The sequence below is a fragment of the Gemmobacter megaterium genome (genome assembly GCF_900156815.1).
In the GTDB taxonomy this organism is placed as follows: Bacteria; Pseudomonadota; Alphaproteobacteria; order Rhodobacterales; family Rhodobacteraceae; genus Wagnerdoeblera; species Wagnerdoeblera megaterium.
Map to the genome: position 1 here is coordinate 1 of NZ_FTOT01000003.1, position 15,356 is coordinate 15,356.

The following is a 15,356-nucleotide window of genomic DNA, read 5'->3' on the forward strand; positions in this document are numbered from 1 at the left end:
CCATCAATGTCAAAGAGCACAACAATCCAGAACAAAAAACAACCGAACCGACCCAACTCTCACCGGGCCAACTCGACCATCCTTCCCAGATTGTCAAACCAGAACAAACACCACAGCGTCTCCGCCTCAGCACCCGTCCCAGCTACCGTCCGGCGGTTCCTTCCGTCCCCGTCGTCTCGGTGAAGCGGTTTCTAGTCAGACATGCCGGAACCCGCAAGAGGAAAATTCAGACAACGTCATCTTTTCGTCACCAGCCCATGTTTTACTGCACTTTTCACAACCAAACTCTCACATATCACCCAACCAAAAACTCAAAACACAAAACAACAACACCAAAAACACAGCCAGAATCACCAAAGAGACCCCAAGGGCACTCCGACTCGGGGGCACGCCGACTCGGGCACCGGCCGTGCGGGCCATCCAGACTCATCGCGCCAGTCTGGCTGTCGCGGTCGCAGCACTCCATGACACCCCCACGACACCCATGGCGACCGGGCGGCATCCATGGCCTCATCTGGAGGGGCGGTTGAAATTGTTCCTATTATGTTCTATATTCAGATCAGCCCTGATTGGGAGATCTGCAATGGATGACACGACATTCGCCATGCCCGTCACACCGCGCCAGTTGGCCTATGCCAAGGCGCTCGCGCTGCGCAACCAGACGCTGCTGCCCTGGGCCGTTCAGCAGGACCGCCGCAGTCTCAGCGCCTGGATTGATGCACAGGCCCAGTTGAAACCGATGACGGCAACCCACAGCCTGCCCAGTTCCAGGCAGGTGGCCTTTGCCGAACGCCTGGCACGCATCAAGCGCCGTGCGGTGCCTGATGAGTGTTTTCGGGACAAGGGGCTGATGGCGCGCTGGATCGACAGCAACAAGTAGGGGGGCGACCGCCCCCCTCGCATGTGCCTAGCTCTCGCGCGTGGGATCCCGTTGCAAGAGGCGCAGCGCATTCAGCGTCACCAGCACCGTGGCGCCGGTATCGGCCAGAATCGCAATCCACAAGCCGGTAAGCCCCAGAACCGAAGTCACCAGGAACACCGCCTTCAGCCCCAGCGCGATGGCGACATTCTGGTGGATGTTCCGCATTGTGAAACGCGCCAGACGGATCAGCGCAGGCACATCGGCAACGCGGTTGCGCAGGACGGCCGCATCTGCGGTTTCCAGCGCCACATCGGTGCCCGAGCCCATGGCCACCCCGACGCCCGCCTGTTTGAGCGCGGGTGCATCGTTGATGCCGTCGCCCACCATCATCACGCCGCCGCTGTCCGCCAGATCGCGGATCGCTGCCAGCTTGTCCTCGGGCATCATCTGCGCGCGGTGATCGGTGCCCAGATGTGCTGCAATCGCCGCAGCGGTTCTCGGATTGTCGCCCGTCAGGATCACCGGCCGAACCCCCATGACCCGCAGTTGGCGCAGGGCCTCTGCCGCATCGGGGCGCGGCTCGTCGCGCAGGGCGATCAGGCCAAGCGGCTGCGCCTGCCGGAACACGGCAACCACCGTCTTGCCTTCGGCCTCCAGCCTATCGACCAGTTCAGCCTGCCCAGGCGCGATGCCCGCCGCGCTGGCGGCATGGACGGGAGCCGCAACCCAGGCCATCGCACCACCGACAACCGCCTGCACGCCCTTCCCGGCAATCGCGCGTCCGTCAGCGGCGGCCAGCGGCTCGACACCCGAGTCAGCCGCGTGCTGCACAATGGCACGGGCCAATGGATGCGAGGACGCAGCTTCAACCCCTGCGGCCACGCCCAGCATCTCGGCCATCGTAACGCCCGGCGCCGGCCTCAGATCCGTGACGACCGGCCGGCCCATGGTCAGCGTGCCGGTCTTGTCAAAGGCCACATGGCGCACCTGGGCCGCGGCCTCGATCACGGCGCCGCCTTTCATCAGCAGGCCACGGCGTGCTCCGGCAGACAGCGCCGACGCGATCGAGGCAGGCACCGAGATCACCAATGCGCAAGGGCAGCCAATCAGCAGCAGTGCAAGGCCCCGGTAGATCCAGGTGTCCCAGTCCTGCCCCAGCGCCAGCGGCGGCACCAGCACGACCAGAACCGCCACCGCCAGAATGGCGGGCATATAGGCCCGCGAGAATCGGTCGATGAACCGTTCGGTCGGGGCGCGGGCCTGCTCTGCGTCTTCGACCAGCCGGACGATCCGGGCCATCGTGGTGTCGGACGGATCCGCTGTCACCTCGACATGCAGCGCCGCTTCGGTATTGATCGACCCGGCAAAGACCGCATCCCCCGGACCACGGGTCACAGGCACGCTTTCGCCTGTCACCGGGCTTTCATCAATGCCGGAGGTGCCCAGGCTGATGCGCCCATCGGCCGGGATACGATCGCCGGGGCGGACAAGAACCGTCTGGCCAATGACCAGGCTGGCGGCCGGAACCTCGCGGGTCTGGCCGTTTTCGCTCAGCCAGGCTGTCCGGGGCACAAGTGCGGCCAGCGCGCGGATGCCTGCGCGCGCCTTTCCCGCCGCCACGCCCTCCAACACTTCGCCCACCGCGAACAGGAACACGACCAGCGCCGCCTCCTCGACCGCTCCGATGAACATGGCGCCCACCGCAGCCAGCGTCATCAGGCTTTCGATGGTGAAGGGTTGGCCAAGGCGCAACGCAGCCAGCGCCCTCCGGGCAACGGGCGCAAGCCCCAGCACGCAGGCCAGCACGAATGCCAGATTGCCGTAGCCATCGGGGGCCACAAGCTCTACCCCCCATGCCAGCCCCAGCAGCGCGCCGGTCAGTATCACCAGCCGGCCCTTGCCGCTTTGATGCCACGCCTGATCGCGGGCGACCTGCGCAGCCGGGACAGGCCCGTGCCCGGTGCAATCCGGCCCATGATCATGGGCCGGACCCGCCCCCACCGCACCGGCACCCCGCGGCGCAATCTGATAGCCCAGGCGTCGCACGACATCTTCGATCCGCGCCGGTTCGGTGGTGCCGGGCGCCAACCGCAGCTGCATCCGTTCCCCCATCAGCGCCACCGACACATCGCTGACACCCGGCAATCGCGCGACGGCCTGCGTCACCTTGAGAGTGCAGGCCGCGCAATCCATGCCGCGCACCGTCCATTCGTGGTCTTTGCTTTGGGTCATCGAGGTCTCCTGCCCGGCCCTGCCGGGCTGCTTGTTTCCTTCGATTCGAATACCTAATGTCTCTAGTACCTAGAGGTTCAAGGGGGTTTCATGCTGACCATCGGAAAACTTGGCGCGGCTGCCGGGGTCAAGGTGCCCACCATCCGCTATTACGAACAGATCGGCCTGTTGCCCGAACCCGAGCGCAGCGGCGGCAACCAGCGGCTATATGGCCCCCAGATGCTGGAGCGGCTGGCCTTCATCCGTCACGCCAGGGATCTGGGCTTTCCGCTGGAGGCGATCCGCGACCTGCTGCACCTGTCGGATCGGCCCGATCTGCCCTGCGATGCGGCGGACGGCATTGCTCGCCGTCAACTTCGGGCGGTGCGCGAGCGGATCGCACGCCTACAGGCGCTTCAGGCGGAACTGGAACGTATGGTGGCACAATGCGCGCATGGCACGATTTCCGACTGCCGGGTGATCGGCGTGCTGGCCAACCACGATCTGTGCCTGCATCCCGACCACGCGGTCTAGGAACTTGCGCCGGTCAACGGGTATTTCTGCAATGTGGCGCGGAACTGGGTGATCTGCCGCGAATCGGGCCAGTGGGCTCGGGTGGCCATGGCCAGCGGCATCGCCGGGTCCAGCGGGAATGGCAGGGTGCGGAACCGGCGGGCAAAGGCGGCGGTCCGGGCATATCCCGCGCTAACGATCCCGATGGTGTCGGTGGCACTGATGATTTCCGCCACCATCGGAAAATTCTCGATGATATGCAACCGCCGCATCGGCGAGGCATCGCCCCCCACCAGCGCCATGATCTGTTCGATATAGGTGCCTTGCAGATCGGGCACGATGATCGGATAGGCCGCGATCTGGGCTTCGGCAACGCGGTCCTGCCCGGCCAGCGGATGATCCTTGCGCACATACAGCGTGGCATGAAGATCGGGCAGCGCCAGACAATCGAAGTCGTCCACAACCTCCAGCCGGTCGCGGGCACCTAGGCAAATGTCGACATCGCCCTGCCGCAGCAGCCGGATACCCCGTTCGATGGTCGAGGCGAACAGATGCACGCGGCAGGCCGGATTGGCCACGATAAAGCTGCGCAAGGCCCGGTTCAGCAATCCCTCCAGCGAAGGCGGACAGATCACCACCCGCAGAACAGCATCGCGCCCGGCCCGTTCGGAATGCGCATCATGGATCAGTTGGTCCATGTCGGAAATGATCCGCCGCGCCCGGTCGACAAAGGCCCGACCGGCCAGCGTGGTTGCCACGCCCCGTGCCAGCCGGTCAAACAGCGGATAGCCGATCTCTCGCTCCACATCCGCGACGCTTTTGGTGACGGCGGATTGCGTGACATGAAGTTGTCGCGCCGCCTCGGTCACTGATCCGCAACGATCCACCATCACGATGTGGCGCAGTTTTCCGATGTTCATTCTGCCATTCCTCCGTGGAATGAATGCGGACCTTTTTGAATTGGATTTATATCACGACCGATGCAACTCTGTCCCCTGCAATCAGTCGGGAGCGGAGGATCGGCGATGGCGCAGGGCAAGGCAGTGGTGGCAGGGGTCGGGATGATTCCCTTTGCCAAACCGGGGGCATCCGACAGCTATGACGTGATGGGCGCGCAGGCGGTGCGGCTGGCGCTGGAAGATGCAGGGCTGATCTTTGACGATCTGCAACAGGCCTATGCCGGCTATGTCTACGGTGACAGCACCAGCGGGCAAAAGGCGATCTACCGCGCGGGCATGACCGGGATTCCGGTGGTGAATGTGAACAACAACTGCTCCACCGGATCGACCGCGCTGTTCCTGGCACGGCAGGCCGTGGAATGCGGGGCCGCCGATTGCGTGCTGGCGCTGGGGTTCGAACAGATGCGCCCCGGCGCGCTGGGAAATATCTTCGAGGATCGGCCAAGCCCCTTCGATGAATTCGATGCCGCAACCGAGGCGCTGGTCGGCAACAGCCAGATCCCGCTGGCGCTGCGGTATTTCGGTGGCGCGGGGCTGCAACACATGCAACGCCACGGCACCACGCTGGAAGATTTCGCCGCCATCCGCGCCAAGGCCAGCCGCCATGCGGTGAACAACCCCCTTGCACTGTTCCGCAAGGAGGTGACGGTCGCCGATGTCATGGCCTCGCCCGAGATCTGGCCGGGGGTGATGCGGCGGCTGATGGCCTGTCCGCCAACCTGTGGCGCGGCGGCGGCCGTGCTGGTCAGCGGAAGCTTCGCGGCGCGGCGGGGGCTGGAGTCACGGGTCAGGATCATTGCGCAGGCAATGACCACGGACACCGCGAGCACCTTTGACAGCGACGACATGATGCGCGTGGTCGGCTATGACATGACCGCGGCGGCGGCGGCCAAGGTCTATGAGTCCGCCGGGATCGGACCGCGCGATCTGGATGTGGTCGAACTGCACGATTGTTTCGCGCAGAACGAGTTGATCACCTATGAAGGTCTGGGGCTGTGCCCCGAAGGCGGCGCGCAGAAATTCATTGCCGATGGCGACAACACCTATGGCGGGCAGGTGGTCACCAATCCGTCGGGCGGGCTCTTGTCCAAGGGGCATCCGCTGGGGGCCACAGGTCTGGCGCAATGCTACGAACTGACCCACCAACTGCGCGGCTCTGCCGAGGCGCGGCAGGTGCCGGGCGCGCGCACGGCATTGCAGCACAATCTGGGCCTGGGCGGCGCCTGTGTGGTGACGCTGTATCAGGCTGGCTGACCCTGCGCCCTTGGGAGGGGGCCGGGGACGACGACATCAAGGGAGGAACCCGCAATGGACGCCACTTCGTCCAATCCGAATGGGCTGTTCAATCGGTCCACCAAGGGGCTGATCACCGATCCGGTCGAATTTCAGGTCGAGGCGGGGAGGATCTCGTTCTTTGCCGAAACGCTGGGCGAGCGGAATCCCATCCACCATGACCGCGCGGCAGCGCAGGCGGCCGGGCACCCCGATGTGGTCGCACCGCCGACCTTTGCCATCGTGGTGGATCTGGAAACCGGCCGCGCACTGGAACGGCAAGGCAAGCCCTCTGTTCTGGCGCGCATCGGCTGCGACTACCGCAGGCTGCTGCATGGCGAGGAACGCTATGACTATCACGGCGCGATCCATGCGGGCGACCGGCTGAGCATCACCACCGAAGTGCTGGGTTTCGAGGACAAGAAGGGCGGCGCGCTGGAACTGGCGCATCTGCGATCCGAGATCCGGCACCCCGAGCGCGGCCTGCTGGTGTCGATCACCCGCAGCCTTGTGCACCGTCTGGCCTGAGGAGGGGACAATGACCGATCTGACCACAGCGCAACCCGGCGATCGCCTGCCCCCCGTCGCCTTTGGCCGCATCACGCGGCAGATTCTGGCGCTGTATGCCGGTGCCTCGGGCGACCACAACCCGGTGCATGTCGATCTCGATTTCGCCCGCAAGGCCGGGTTGGACGATGTGTTTGCCCATGGCATGTTGTCGATGGGCGTGCTGGCGCGTGTCGTGACCGGCTGGGCCGGACAGGACCGGGTGGTCTCTGTCTCCAATCGGTTCATGGCCATTACGCCGGTGGGCGCCAACCTGACCTGTTCGGGCGAGGTGGCCGAACGGCTGGACATCGGCGGCGTGCCGCATCTGCGGGTGGCGCTGGCTGCGGATGTGACCCTGGACGATGGCCGCACCGCCCGCACATTGGCCGGAGAAGCCCTGGTGAGGGCCGACTGACATGGACAGCTTTCTGGACCACGCCTGGATGACGCCCGACCACCGCGCCCATGCCGATGCCGTGCGCCGGTTTCTGGCCGAAGAATATCAGCCCAACCGCGCCCGCTGGACAGAGGCAGGCGTGGTGGACCGCGCCTTCTGGCGCAAGGCGGGCGAGCAGGGCATTCTGGGCGCCTCGATTCCCGAAGATCACGGCGGGCTGGGCCTGCCGCGCACGTTCGATCTGGTGACTTTTCTGGAACAGGGCCGGATCGGGGACAGCGGCTGGGGCATCTCGGTGCACAACATCGTGCTGCACTATGTGGCCAGCATCGCCACCCCCGACCAGCAGGCACGCTGGTTGCCCAGGCTGGTGTCGGGCGAATGGATCGGCGCCATTGCCATGACCGAACCCGGCACGGGATCGGATCTTCAGGCGGTGCGGACCACCGCGCTGAAGAATGGCAACGAATATGTGCTGTCGGGCTCCAAGACCTTTATCACCAATGGCCAGAACGCCGACTTCATCCTTGTAGTGGCCAAGACCGACCCGGCGGCGGGTGGCCGGGGCATTTCGCTGATCGCGCTGGAAACCGACGGGGCCGAGGGCTTTCGCCGCGGGCGCAAGCTGGACAAGATGGGGATGCGGCGTCAGGACACGTCCGAGCTGTTCTTTGACGATGTGCGCGTGCCCCGCAGCAATCTGGTGGGCGATGCCGAGGGGCGTGGCTTTGCCCAGTTGATGACTCAGTTGCCATGGGAACGGCTGATCCTGGCCTATCTGGCCCTTGGGGCATCGCGCTGTGCCTTGCGGCACACTCTGGCCCATGTCCGGCAGCGCAAGGCGTTTGGCCAGCGGCTGATGGACATGCAGAACACCCGGTTCAAACTGGCCGAAGTGGCCACGGAAATCGAGGTGCTGGCCGCCTTTGCCGACAAGCTGACCGCAGAGTTTCAGGCCGGCACGCTGACGCCCGAACGTGCCGCAATGGCCAAGATGTGGTCCACGGAAATGCAGGGCCGCACCGTGGATACCTGCCTGCAACTGCACGGCGGCTATGGCTACATGAACGAATATCCGATTGCCGAACTTTATGCCGATGCACGGGTGCAGCGCATCTACGGCGGGGCCAATGAAATCATGCGCGAGATCGTCGCCCGGTCCCTCGACCGCGACTGACCGCCAACAGGAGGAACATCATGCAGGAACTGGCAGGCAAGACCGCCTATGTCACCGGATCGGGCCGGGGGATCGGGCGCGCGGTGGCGCTGAAACTCGCGGCGCGCGGCGCGGCGGTGGTGGTCAACGATCTGGATGCCGAACCCGCCGAGGCCGTGGTGGCCGAAATCCGGGCGATGGGCGGCAAGGCCGTGGCCGTGCCGGGCAGCGTGACAGCCGACGGCTTTGCCGAAACCTTCATCCAGACCGGAATCGACAGCTTTGGCGGGGTCGATATCATCGTGAACAACGCAGGCTATACCTGGGACGCGCTGATCGGCAAGATGACCGACCAGCAGTTCGATGCCATCATGGATGTGCATGTCAAGGCGCCCTTCCGTATCCTGCGCGCGGCCTCTGCCTTCATCCGCGAGGCATCCGCGGCCGAAGCCGCCGAAGGGCGCGAGGTGTTCCGCAAGGTGGTCAACATCTCGTCGGTCGCAGGCACGGGCGGAAACGCGGGTCAGGCCAACTATTCCAGCGCCAAATCCGCCGTTCTGGGGCTGACCCGAACGCTGGCCAAGGAATGGGGCCGCATGAAGGTGAACGTGAACTGCGTCGCCTTCGGCTATATCGAAACCCGCCTGACAGAGGCGACGGACGACAAGAAACAGATCGAGGTGCAGGGCGAAAAGATCGCCGTGGGCATCCCGTCCAAGGTGGCAAGGGGCATGGCGGCAATGATCCCGCTGGGCCGTCCGGGCACGCCGCAAGAGGCGGCGGATGGTGTGTTCCTGTTCTGCACACCCGAATCCAACTACATCTCGGGTCAGGTCGTGATCGTCGGCGGTGGCCTGTCGATCTGACACCGCATCAACGTTGGGGAGGACGGCGATGCAATTTACCGATGCAATGCATTTGTTGGTGATCGGGCTGGCGCAGGGATCGGGCTATGCGCTGGTGGCGCTGGGGTTCGTGTTCATCTACCGCGCCACCGAAATCGTGAATTTCGCACATGGCGAACTGATGATGCTGGGCGCCTTTGCGGTGCTGACCTTTGCGGAACTTTGGGGGCTGGGCTTCTGGCTGGGGGCGGCTATGGGCATCCTGTCGCTGGGCGTGTTCGGCTATGCGCTGGACGCGCTGGTCATGCGCCGGGTGATCGGGGAATCGCAATCCAGCATCTTCATCCTGACCGTGGCGCTGGGGGTGATGCTCAAGGCGCTGGCCGGGATGATCTGGGGCTATACGCCGCTGGTGCTGAATGTGCCGTTCCAGGGCACTGTCGACATTGGCGGCATGGTGATCGCCACCAACCGCATTGCGGTGATCATCGGCACGGTGCTGATCTGCATCGCGCTCTATCTGTTCCTGGGCCGCACGCGGCTGGGGCTGGCCATGCAGGCCGCGTCACAAAACCAGTTGGCGGCCTATTACAGCCGGGTGCCGGTCAAGCGGCTGATCTCGGTGATCTGGGCCATCGGGGCGATGGTGGCGGCCACGGCGGGGGTGCTGATGGCGCCAGTCACGCAGGTCAGCCCGGAAATCACCGCCATCGGCATCAAGGCACTGGCGGGCGCGGTGGTGGGCGGCTTCGGCTCCATCCCCGGTGCGTTGCTGGGGTGCCTGCTGATCGGGGTCGCGGAACCCTTTCTGGATTACACCTATCCGCCGCTTCAGGGCGTCTATGCCTATGCGATCATGCTGGTCGTGCTGCTGGTCCGCCCCGAAGGGCTGATCCCGCAAACCTTCCGCAAGAAGGTGTAGCGCCATGCGGACATTGTTCAAGACAAGCTATGGTTTCGACATCGACCACCTGGTCGATCCGGGAGAGCGTATCCGGGTGGGGCTGCTGATCGCGGGGGCGCTGGCACTGCCGCTGGTCCTGTCGGGATATGCGCTCAGCGAGATGGCCATGTTCCTGTGCTATGCGCTGGCCGGACTGGGGTTGATGGTCCTGACGGGATTCTCCGGGCAGGTGTCCTTTGGCCATGCCGCCTTTCTGGGACTTGGCGCCTATGCGCAGGTCTGGTTCCTGCAACGCGGCGTGCCGTTTCTGGTCGCGCTGGTGCTGGCCGGGCTGATCGCCGGGGTGATGGGGGCCGCAGTGGGCCGAGCGGCCAGCAAGATGCACGGCTTCTATCTGGCCATCGCCACGCTGGCCTTTGCCATTCTGGTGGAAACCGTGATCGGTGCCGCGGTGCCGCTGACGGGCGGCCATATGGGGGTGTCCGTACCGCCCATCACGCTGTTCGGGTACGAGGTGCAGGGCGGCTGGCAGACCTATTACCTCTATCTGGCGGTGCTGCTGTTCTTTGTCTGGGGTGTGGCCAACCTGAAACGCGCCCCTACCGGCCGCGCGATGGTCGCCGTGCGCGACAGCGAAACCTCGGCCCAGAGCCTGGGGGTGAACATCGCCCGCACCAAGATCACGGCATTCTTTGCCAGCGCCTTCATCACCGGGGTGGCGGGTGGGCTGATGGCGCACCAGTTGTACTACCTGTCGCCCGAAACCTTCGGCCTGGGTGAATCGCTCAAGCTGCTGCTGATGATCGTGGTGGGCGGGCTTGGCACGATCAGCGGCGCGATCATCGGGGCGGTGTTCGTCACCTTCCTGCCCAATGCCATCGAGATCCTGCGCATGGTCCTGCCCTCGGGCATCGCGCATCAGGTCGGGCTGGAGCCGTTCCTGTTCGGCGCGATCATCGCTGGCTTCATCATCTTCGAACCTGACGGGCTGTATGGCCGCTGGCGCAAGTTCCGGCTCTTTCTGGAAACCTACCCCTATTACAAGCGCGCGACCTTCACCCGGCAGAAACGCTATCTCAAGACGGGACGGTTCAGATGAGCACCCTTTCCGTTCAGAACATCTCGGTTGCCTTTGGCGGGCTGCGCGCCTTGCGCGACGTGTCCTTCACGGTGGAACCCGGACAGATCTTTGCCATCATCGGGCCGAATGGCGCCGGGAAAAGCACGATCTTCAACGCGATCAGCCGCATCTACGACGTGGCGGGCGGGGCGATCCGGTTTGGCGACCGCGATCTGCTGACACTGCGCCCCGATCAGGTGGTTCAGTCCGGCATCGCCCGCACCTTCCAGAACATCGAACTGTTCGAAAAGGCGACGGTGTTGCAAAACCTGCTGGTCGGCTGCCATGGCCGGATGCAGCGCAACCTGCTGGCCGAATTCCTGTTCCTGCCCGCCGTGCGGCGCGGGGAACTGGCCGCGCGCCGCAAGGTCGAAGAGGTGCTGGACCTGCTCGACCTGCAACATCTGCGCAGCGAACGGGTGGCTGACCTGCCCTATGGCGCGCGCAAGAACGTGGAACTGGCGCGCGCGCTGTGCGCAGGTCCGAAACTGCTGTTGCTGGATGAACCCGCCTCGGGGCTCAACCCCGAGGAGACGACAGACATGTCCTTCTGGCTCAAGGACATCAAGGAAGAGCTGGGCGTCACCATCCTGATGGTCGAGCACGACATGAACCTTGTGGGCCGCACCGCTGACCGGGTTCTGGCGCTGGCCAATGGCGAAGTGGTGGCCGAAGGCACCGTCGCCCAGGTTCAGGCCGACCGCCGGGTTCAGGATGCCTATCTGGGGGGTGCGGCATGACCGACGACATTCTGCTGGAAACCCGCAACCTTGAAACGTTCTACGGTCCGATCATGGCGATTTCCGGGATCAGCCTGAAGGTCGCCCGCGAAAGCGTCGTCACCGTGCTGGGGGCGAATGGCGCCGGCAAAACGACGCTGCTCAAGACCATCTCGGGCGCCATCGACTGCAAGAAAGGCCAGGTGATCTTTGGCGGCGCCGAGGTGCAGAACCAACCGCCCGACCGCGTGGCCGCGCGCGGGATCGGCCATGTTCCCGAAGGGCGCGAGGTGTTCCCCTTCATGTCCGTCCACGAGAACCTGGTGGTCGGCGCCTGGGGGCGGCACGACCGCGACGCGGTGGCGCGCGATATGGAACAGGTGTTCGCCTATTTCCCCGATCTGGCGGAAAAGCGTGACCAGATGGCCGGGTTTCTGTCTGGCGGACAGCAACAGATGCTGGCGATCGGCCGGGCCTTCATGGGGCGGCCCAAGCTGATGATCCTCGACGAACCCTCGCTGGGCCTGTCGCCCCTGCTGACGAAAACCATCTTCGGCATCGTGCGGCGGATCAATGGCGAACAGGGCGTGACGATCCTGCTGGTCGAACAGAACGCCCATGCCGCATTGCAGGTCGCCGACCACGGCTATGTGCTGGAGGTCGGGCGCGTGGTGATGGAGGCGCCGGGGGCCGAACTGATCGAGAGCGAGGACATCAAGGAATTCTACCTGGGCAAGGCCGATGCGGGCGTGCGCGGCGAACGGCGCTGGAAAAAGCGCAAGACCTGGAGGTGAGGCATGGTCAGGATCACGGTTGACGGTGCCGAGGTGCGCACCGACGGACACGACACCATCCCCAAGCTGTTCCGCGACCGCGTGGGCCGCTGGGGCGACCGCGTGGCGATGCGGGAAAAGGACTTCGGCATCTGGCAGGACATCCGCTGGTCGGATTTCGACCGCGCCGCACGGGAAATCGCGGCCGGGCTGATCGCCGATGGCTTTGGCCGCGGCGAGGTGGCGGCGATCCTGTCGGAAACCAACAAGGAATGGGTCTTTGCCGATATGGGGATCCTGCTGGCCGGGGGGGTGGTGAACGGTGTCTATCCCACCTACCGCCCGGTTCAGTTGGAATTCACCCTGCAAGACAGCGCCGCCCGCGTGCTGTTTGTCGAGGACGAAGAGCAGCTCGACAAGTTTCTCGAGGTGCGCGACAGCCTGCCCCTGATCCGGCGGGTCTATGTGTTCGACTGGAAAGGTCTGCGCAACTTCGACGATCCGCTGGTCGTGCCGCTGGAGCGGCTTCAGGCCACCGGGCGCGCGGCCATGGCCGATCATGCCGCCGAAATCGACGCGCGCATCGCGGCAGGCCGCAGCACGGATACCGCCGTGCTGATCTATACCTCCGGCACCACGGGCAAGCCCAAGGGGGCCTGCGTGCCGCACAGCTATCTGCTGTTCCAGATGGGCGCTGCACCCGACCCGCTGCCCATCGGCCCCGACGACGAGATCCTGACCTATCTTCCGCTGTGCCATGCGGCGGAACGGATGGTCTCGCTCTGCATGTCGCTGGGCCATGGACAGGTGCTGAACTTTGCCGAAAGCTCGGAAACGGTGTTCCAGAACATCCAGGAACTCTCGCCCACCTTCCTGTTCGCGGTGCCGCGTATCTGGGAAAAACTGTATTCCCGCATCGCAACCCTGATGGCCGAGGCGACATGGATGGGCCGCGCCGGATATGCTCTGGCGCTGAAGGTCGGCGGGCGGCGGGCCGATCACCTGATCGCGGGCACCACCCCGCCGCTGCATGTGCGCCTGGGCGCCGCGCTGGCTGACCGGCTGGTGTTTCGCAACCTGAAACTGCTGCTGGGACTGGACCGGGCCAGGTTCCTGCTGTCCGGTGCCGCGCCCATCTCGGCCGATCTGATCCGCTGGTATCTGTCGCTTGGCCTGCCGATGACCGAAATCTACGGCCAGACCGAAACCGGCATCGCCACCATGACCCGCAAGGGCGTGTTCCGCCCCGGCACCGTCGGCCATGCCGCGCCGGGGGTCGAGATCAGGCTGGGCGCGCAGGATGAAATCCTGGTGCGGTCGCCCGGCGGGTTTGCAGGCTATCTGAACCTGCCGCAGGCCACTGCCGAGACGCTGGCCGATGGCTGGATCCGCACCGGCGATGTCGGCGAGATCGACGCCACCGGCGCCCTGCGCATCACAGACCGGCTGAAGGACATCATCATCACCGCGGGGGGCAAGAACATCACCCCCAGCCAGATCGAGAACCAGTTGAAATTCTCGCCCTACATCTCCGATGCCACTGTCATCGGGGACAAGCGCAAATACCTGACCTGCCTGATCATGATCGACCGGGACAATGTGGAACACTTTGCCCAGACGCGCTCGATCCCCTTCACCGACTACCGCTCGCTCTGCGCACGGCCCGAGGTGGTGGACCTGATCGGGCAAGAGGTCGCGCGCACCAACGCCCGCTTTTCGCCGGTGGAACAGATCAAGGCGTTTCGCCTGATCGACGTGATGCTGACCCCGGAAGACGAAGAGCTGACCCCCACCATGAAGCTGAAACGCAGCTTTGTGGCCCAGAAATACGCTGGTCTCATCGACCAGATGTACTGAACGGAAACCGCAGATTTCTTTGGGAGGAGAAAGACATGACGGCAAGAACATCCCTGACGCTCGCGGCGGCGCTGGCCGTGGGCCTGGGCACGGGCGCAGCGGCAGACACCCGCGGCGTGACCGGCACCAGCGTCATCATCGGGTCGCACACCGACCTGTCGGGCCCGCTGGCAAGCTGGGGCGTGCCCGCCACCAATGGCGCCCGGATGCGGTTCGATGACCAGAACGCCGCAGGCGGCGTGCATGGCCGCAAGATCGACTTCAAGGTCGAGGACACCCAGTATCAGGTGCCACTGACCGTGCGGGCCACCAACCGGCTGGTCCAGCGCGACAACGTGTTCGCCATCATCCTGGGGGCAGGTACGGCGCAAAGCATGGCGTCGTATGAAATCACCGACAAGCTGGGCATTCCCAACGTGTTCCCGCTGTCGGCGGCGCGGTCGATGGCCTATCCGACCCATCCGCTGCATGTGTCCTATTTCGTCAGCTATCAGGATCAGGCGGTCGGGGCGATCCGCTATTTCCACGAAACGGCGGGGATCAAGTCGGTCTGCCTGCAAACCCAATCCAGCGAATACGGCGAAGAGGTCACCGAAGGCGTCACGCAAGGGGTGGAGGCGCATGGCCTGACGCTGGCAATGGTGGGCACCCACCGCACCACGGAAACCGAATTTGCCGGGGTGGCCACCGCGATCCGCAATGCCAACTGTGACCTGATCTATCTGGGCACCACGGGGCGCGATACTATTGCGCTATATACCACGCTGCGCCAACTGGGTGTGACCGTTCCGATCGTGGGCAATATGGTGTCCTATCTGCCTGTGGTGGCCAAGGCCGCCGGCGGCGCGATGGAAGGGCTGTATGTCGTCAGCCCGGTGGCCGATGCCGACTGGACCGATGGCGATGCCTTCCGCACCGATTTCATCACCCGCTACCGCGCGGCCTTCAAGGAAGAGCCCACCGTTCAGTCGCAGGTTGGCTGGATCTCGGCCGATCTTCTGATCAAGGCGCTGGAAGCGGCCGGGCCAGAGCTGACGGAAGACGCGCTGATGAAAGCCATCGAAGGGATCTCGCATTACACCGATCCGTTCGGCGGCCCCGATCTGTCGTTCAGCGCGGACAAGCGGTTCGGCGGCAACAGCCTGACCCTTTTGCAGGTGGAAAACTCGGCATGGGCGGTGCGCCAGGCCGATCTGCCGTTCTGATTGATTGACCGGCG

At 64.7% G+C, this 15,356-nt stretch carries 15 protein-coding genes; 13 read left to right on the top strand and 2 right to left on the bottom strand.

Going from position 1 to position 15,356, the window contains the following annotated elements:
• Positions 1-583: 583 nt before the first annotated feature.
• Positions 584-880 carry a hypothetical protein gene (locus BW970_RS08695; protein ID WP_076530276.1) on the top strand — a complete coding sequence of 99 codons (297 nt, stop codon included), beginning with the start codon at positions 584-586 and terminating at the stop codon, positions 878-880.
• Between the two features lie 27 nt (positions 881-907).
• On the opposite strand, the gene BW970_RS08700 is transcribed toward BW970_RS08695, so the two are convergent.
• Positions 908-3,094 carry a heavy metal translocating P-type ATPase gene (locus BW970_RS08700; RefSeq protein ID WP_076530279.1) on the bottom strand — a complete coding sequence of 729 codons (2,187 nt, stop codon included), beginning with the start codon at positions 3,092-3,094 and terminating at the stop codon, positions 908-910.
• Positions 3,095-3,184: 90 nt separating this feature from the next.
• Here BW970_RS08700 and BW970_RS08705 point away from each other — a divergent pair, with 90 nt between their 5' ends.
• Positions 3,185-3,607, top strand: coding sequence for a MerR family transcriptional regulator (locus tag BW970_RS08705; RefSeq protein ID WP_076530282.1), 423 nt, complete (start codon positions 3,185-3,187; stop codon positions 3,605-3,607).
• Here BW970_RS08705 and BW970_RS08710 read toward each other — a convergent pair.
• A complete protein-coding gene (locus BW970_RS08710; RefSeq protein ID WP_076530285.1) occupies positions 3,604-4,506 on the bottom strand; it encodes a LysR family transcriptional regulator in 903 nt (300 codons plus the stop codon). The two genes, BW970_RS08705 and BW970_RS08710, sit on opposite strands and share 4 nt — an antisense overlap.
• 105 nt (positions 4,507-4,611) lie before the next feature.
• Here BW970_RS08710 and BW970_RS08715 point away from each other — a divergent pair, with 105 nt between their 5' ends.
• From BW970_RS08715 to BW970_RS08765, 11 genes are read left to right on the top strand one after another with little or no spacing between them, the layout of a single operon-like run.
• Positions 4,612-5,799 carry a lipid-transfer protein gene (locus BW970_RS08715; RefSeq protein ID WP_076530287.1) on the top strand — a complete coding sequence of 396 codons (1,188 nt, stop codon included), beginning with the start codon at positions 4,612-4,614 and terminating at the stop codon, positions 5,797-5,799.
• Between the two features lie 54 nt (positions 5,800-5,853).
• Positions 5,854-6,345 carry an FAS1-like dehydratase domain-containing protein gene (locus BW970_RS08720; protein ID WP_083701187.1) on the top strand — a complete coding sequence of 164 codons (492 nt, stop codon included), beginning with the start codon at positions 5,854-5,856 and terminating at the stop codon, positions 6,343-6,345.
• 10 nt (positions 6,346-6,355) lie between these two features.
• A complete protein-coding gene (locus tag BW970_RS08725; protein ID WP_076530290.1) occupies positions 6,356-6,781 on the top strand; it encodes a MaoC/PaaZ C-terminal domain-containing protein in 426 nt (141 codons plus the stop codon).
• Position 6,782: 1 nt separating this feature from the next.
• Positions 6,783-7,940 (top strand): acyl-CoA dehydrogenase family protein, encoded by a 1,158-nt coding sequence (locus BW970_RS08730; RefSeq protein WP_076530293.1) that lies wholly within the window; start codon positions 6,783-6,785, stop codon positions 7,938-7,940.
• A gap of 20 nt (positions 7,941-7,960) precedes the next feature.
• Positions 7,961-8,785: an SDR family NAD(P)-dependent oxidoreductase gene (locus BW970_RS08735; protein WP_076530296.1), complete on the top strand. Its 825-nt coding sequence runs from the start codon at positions 7,961-7,963 to the stop codon at positions 8,783-8,785.
• A gap of 28 nt (positions 8,786-8,813) precedes the next feature.
• Positions 8,814-9,686 (top strand): branched-chain amino acid ABC transporter permease, encoded by an 873-nt coding sequence (locus BW970_RS08740; protein ID WP_229740473.1) that lies wholly within the window; start codon positions 8,814-8,816, stop codon positions 9,684-9,686.
• 4 nt (positions 9,687-9,690) lie between these two features.
• On the top strand, positions 9,691-10,767 hold the full coding sequence (locus tag BW970_RS08745; RefSeq protein ID WP_076530299.1) for a branched-chain amino acid ABC transporter permease: 1,077 nt from the start codon (positions 9,691-9,693) through the stop codon (positions 10,765-10,767).
• Complete coding sequence (locus tag BW970_RS08750; RefSeq protein ID WP_076530302.1) at positions 10,764-11,528, top strand: ABC transporter ATP-binding protein; 765 nt, start codon at positions 10,764-10,766, stop codon at positions 11,526-11,528. Before BW970_RS08745 ends, BW970_RS08750 begins: the two co-directional genes overlap by 4 nt.
• A complete protein-coding gene (locus BW970_RS08755) occupies positions 11,525-12,301 on the top strand; it encodes an ABC transporter ATP-binding protein (protein WP_076530304.1) in 777 nt (258 codons plus the stop codon). Before BW970_RS08750 ends, BW970_RS08755 begins: the two co-directional genes overlap by 4 nt.
• Before the next feature lie 3 nt (positions 12,302-12,304).
• Complete coding sequence (locus tag BW970_RS08760; protein WP_076530306.1) at positions 12,305-14,137, top strand: AMP-dependent synthetase/ligase; 1,833 nt, start codon at positions 12,305-12,307, stop codon at positions 14,135-14,137.
• Between the two features lie 35 nt (positions 14,138-14,172).
• On the top strand, positions 14,173-15,342 hold the full coding sequence (locus BW970_RS08765) for an ABC transporter substrate-binding protein (RefSeq protein WP_076530309.1): 1,170 nt from the start codon (positions 14,173-14,175) through the stop codon (positions 15,340-15,342).
• Positions 15,343-15,356 lie beyond the last annotated feature (14 nt).

What these genes read in the sequence shown, in the direction of transcription:
- BW970_RS08755 (WP_076530304.1), top strand. Translation starts at nt 11,525, where the DNA reads ATGACCGACGACATTCTGCTGGAAACCCGCAACCTTGAAACGTTCTAC.
- BW970_RS08740 (WP_229740473.1), top strand. Translation starts at nt 8,814, where the DNA reads ATGCAATTTACCGATGCAATGCATTTGTTGGTGATCGGGCTGGCGCAG.
- BW970_RS08760 (WP_076530306.1), top strand. Translation starts at nt 12,305, where the DNA reads ATGGTCAGGATCACGGTTGACGGTGCCGAGGTGCGCACCGACGGACAC.
- BW970_RS08710 (WP_076530285.1), bottom strand. Translation starts at nt 4,506, where the DNA reads ATGAACATCGGAAAACTGCGCCACATCGTGATGGTGGATCGTTGCGGA.
- BW970_RS08735 (WP_076530296.1), top strand. Translation starts at nt 7,961, where the DNA reads ATGCAGGAACTGGCAGGCAAGACCGCCTATGTCACCGGATCGGGCCGG.
- BW970_RS08725 (WP_076530290.1), top strand. Translation starts at nt 6,356, where the DNA reads ATGACCGATCTGACCACAGCGCAACCCGGCGATCGCCTGCCCCCCGTC.
- BW970_RS08705 (WP_076530282.1), top strand. Translation starts at nt 3,185, where the DNA reads ATGCTGACCATCGGAAAACTTGGCGCGGCTGCCGGGGTCAAGGTGCCC.
- BW970_RS08700 (WP_076530279.1), bottom strand. Translation starts at nt 3,094, where the DNA reads ATGACCCAAAGCAAAGACCACGAATGGACGGTGCGCGGCATGGATTGC.
- BW970_RS08720 (WP_083701187.1), top strand. Translation starts at nt 5,854, where the DNA reads ATGGACGCCACTTCGTCCAATCCGAATGGGCTGTTCAATCGGTCCACC.
- BW970_RS08745 (WP_076530299.1), top strand. Translation starts at nt 9,691, where the DNA reads ATGCGGACATTGTTCAAGACAAGCTATGGTTTCGACATCGACCACCTG.
- BW970_RS08695 (WP_076530276.1), top strand. Translation starts at nt 584, where the DNA reads ATGGATGACACGACATTCGCCATGCCCGTCACACCGCGCCAGTTGGCC.
- BW970_RS08750 (WP_076530302.1), top strand. Translation starts at nt 10,764, where the DNA reads ATGAGCACCCTTTCCGTTCAGAACATCTCGGTTGCCTTTGGCGGGCTG.
- BW970_RS08715 (WP_076530287.1), top strand. Translation starts at nt 4,612, where the DNA reads ATGGCGCAGGGCAAGGCAGTGGTGGCAGGGGTCGGGATGATTCCCTTT.
- BW970_RS08730 (WP_076530293.1), top strand. Translation starts at nt 6,783, where the DNA reads ATGGACAGCTTTCTGGACCACGCCTGGATGACGCCCGACCACCGCGCC.
- BW970_RS08765 (WP_076530309.1), top strand. Translation starts at nt 14,173, where the DNA reads ATGACGGCAAGAACATCCCTGACGCTCGCGGCGGCGCTGGCCGTGGGC.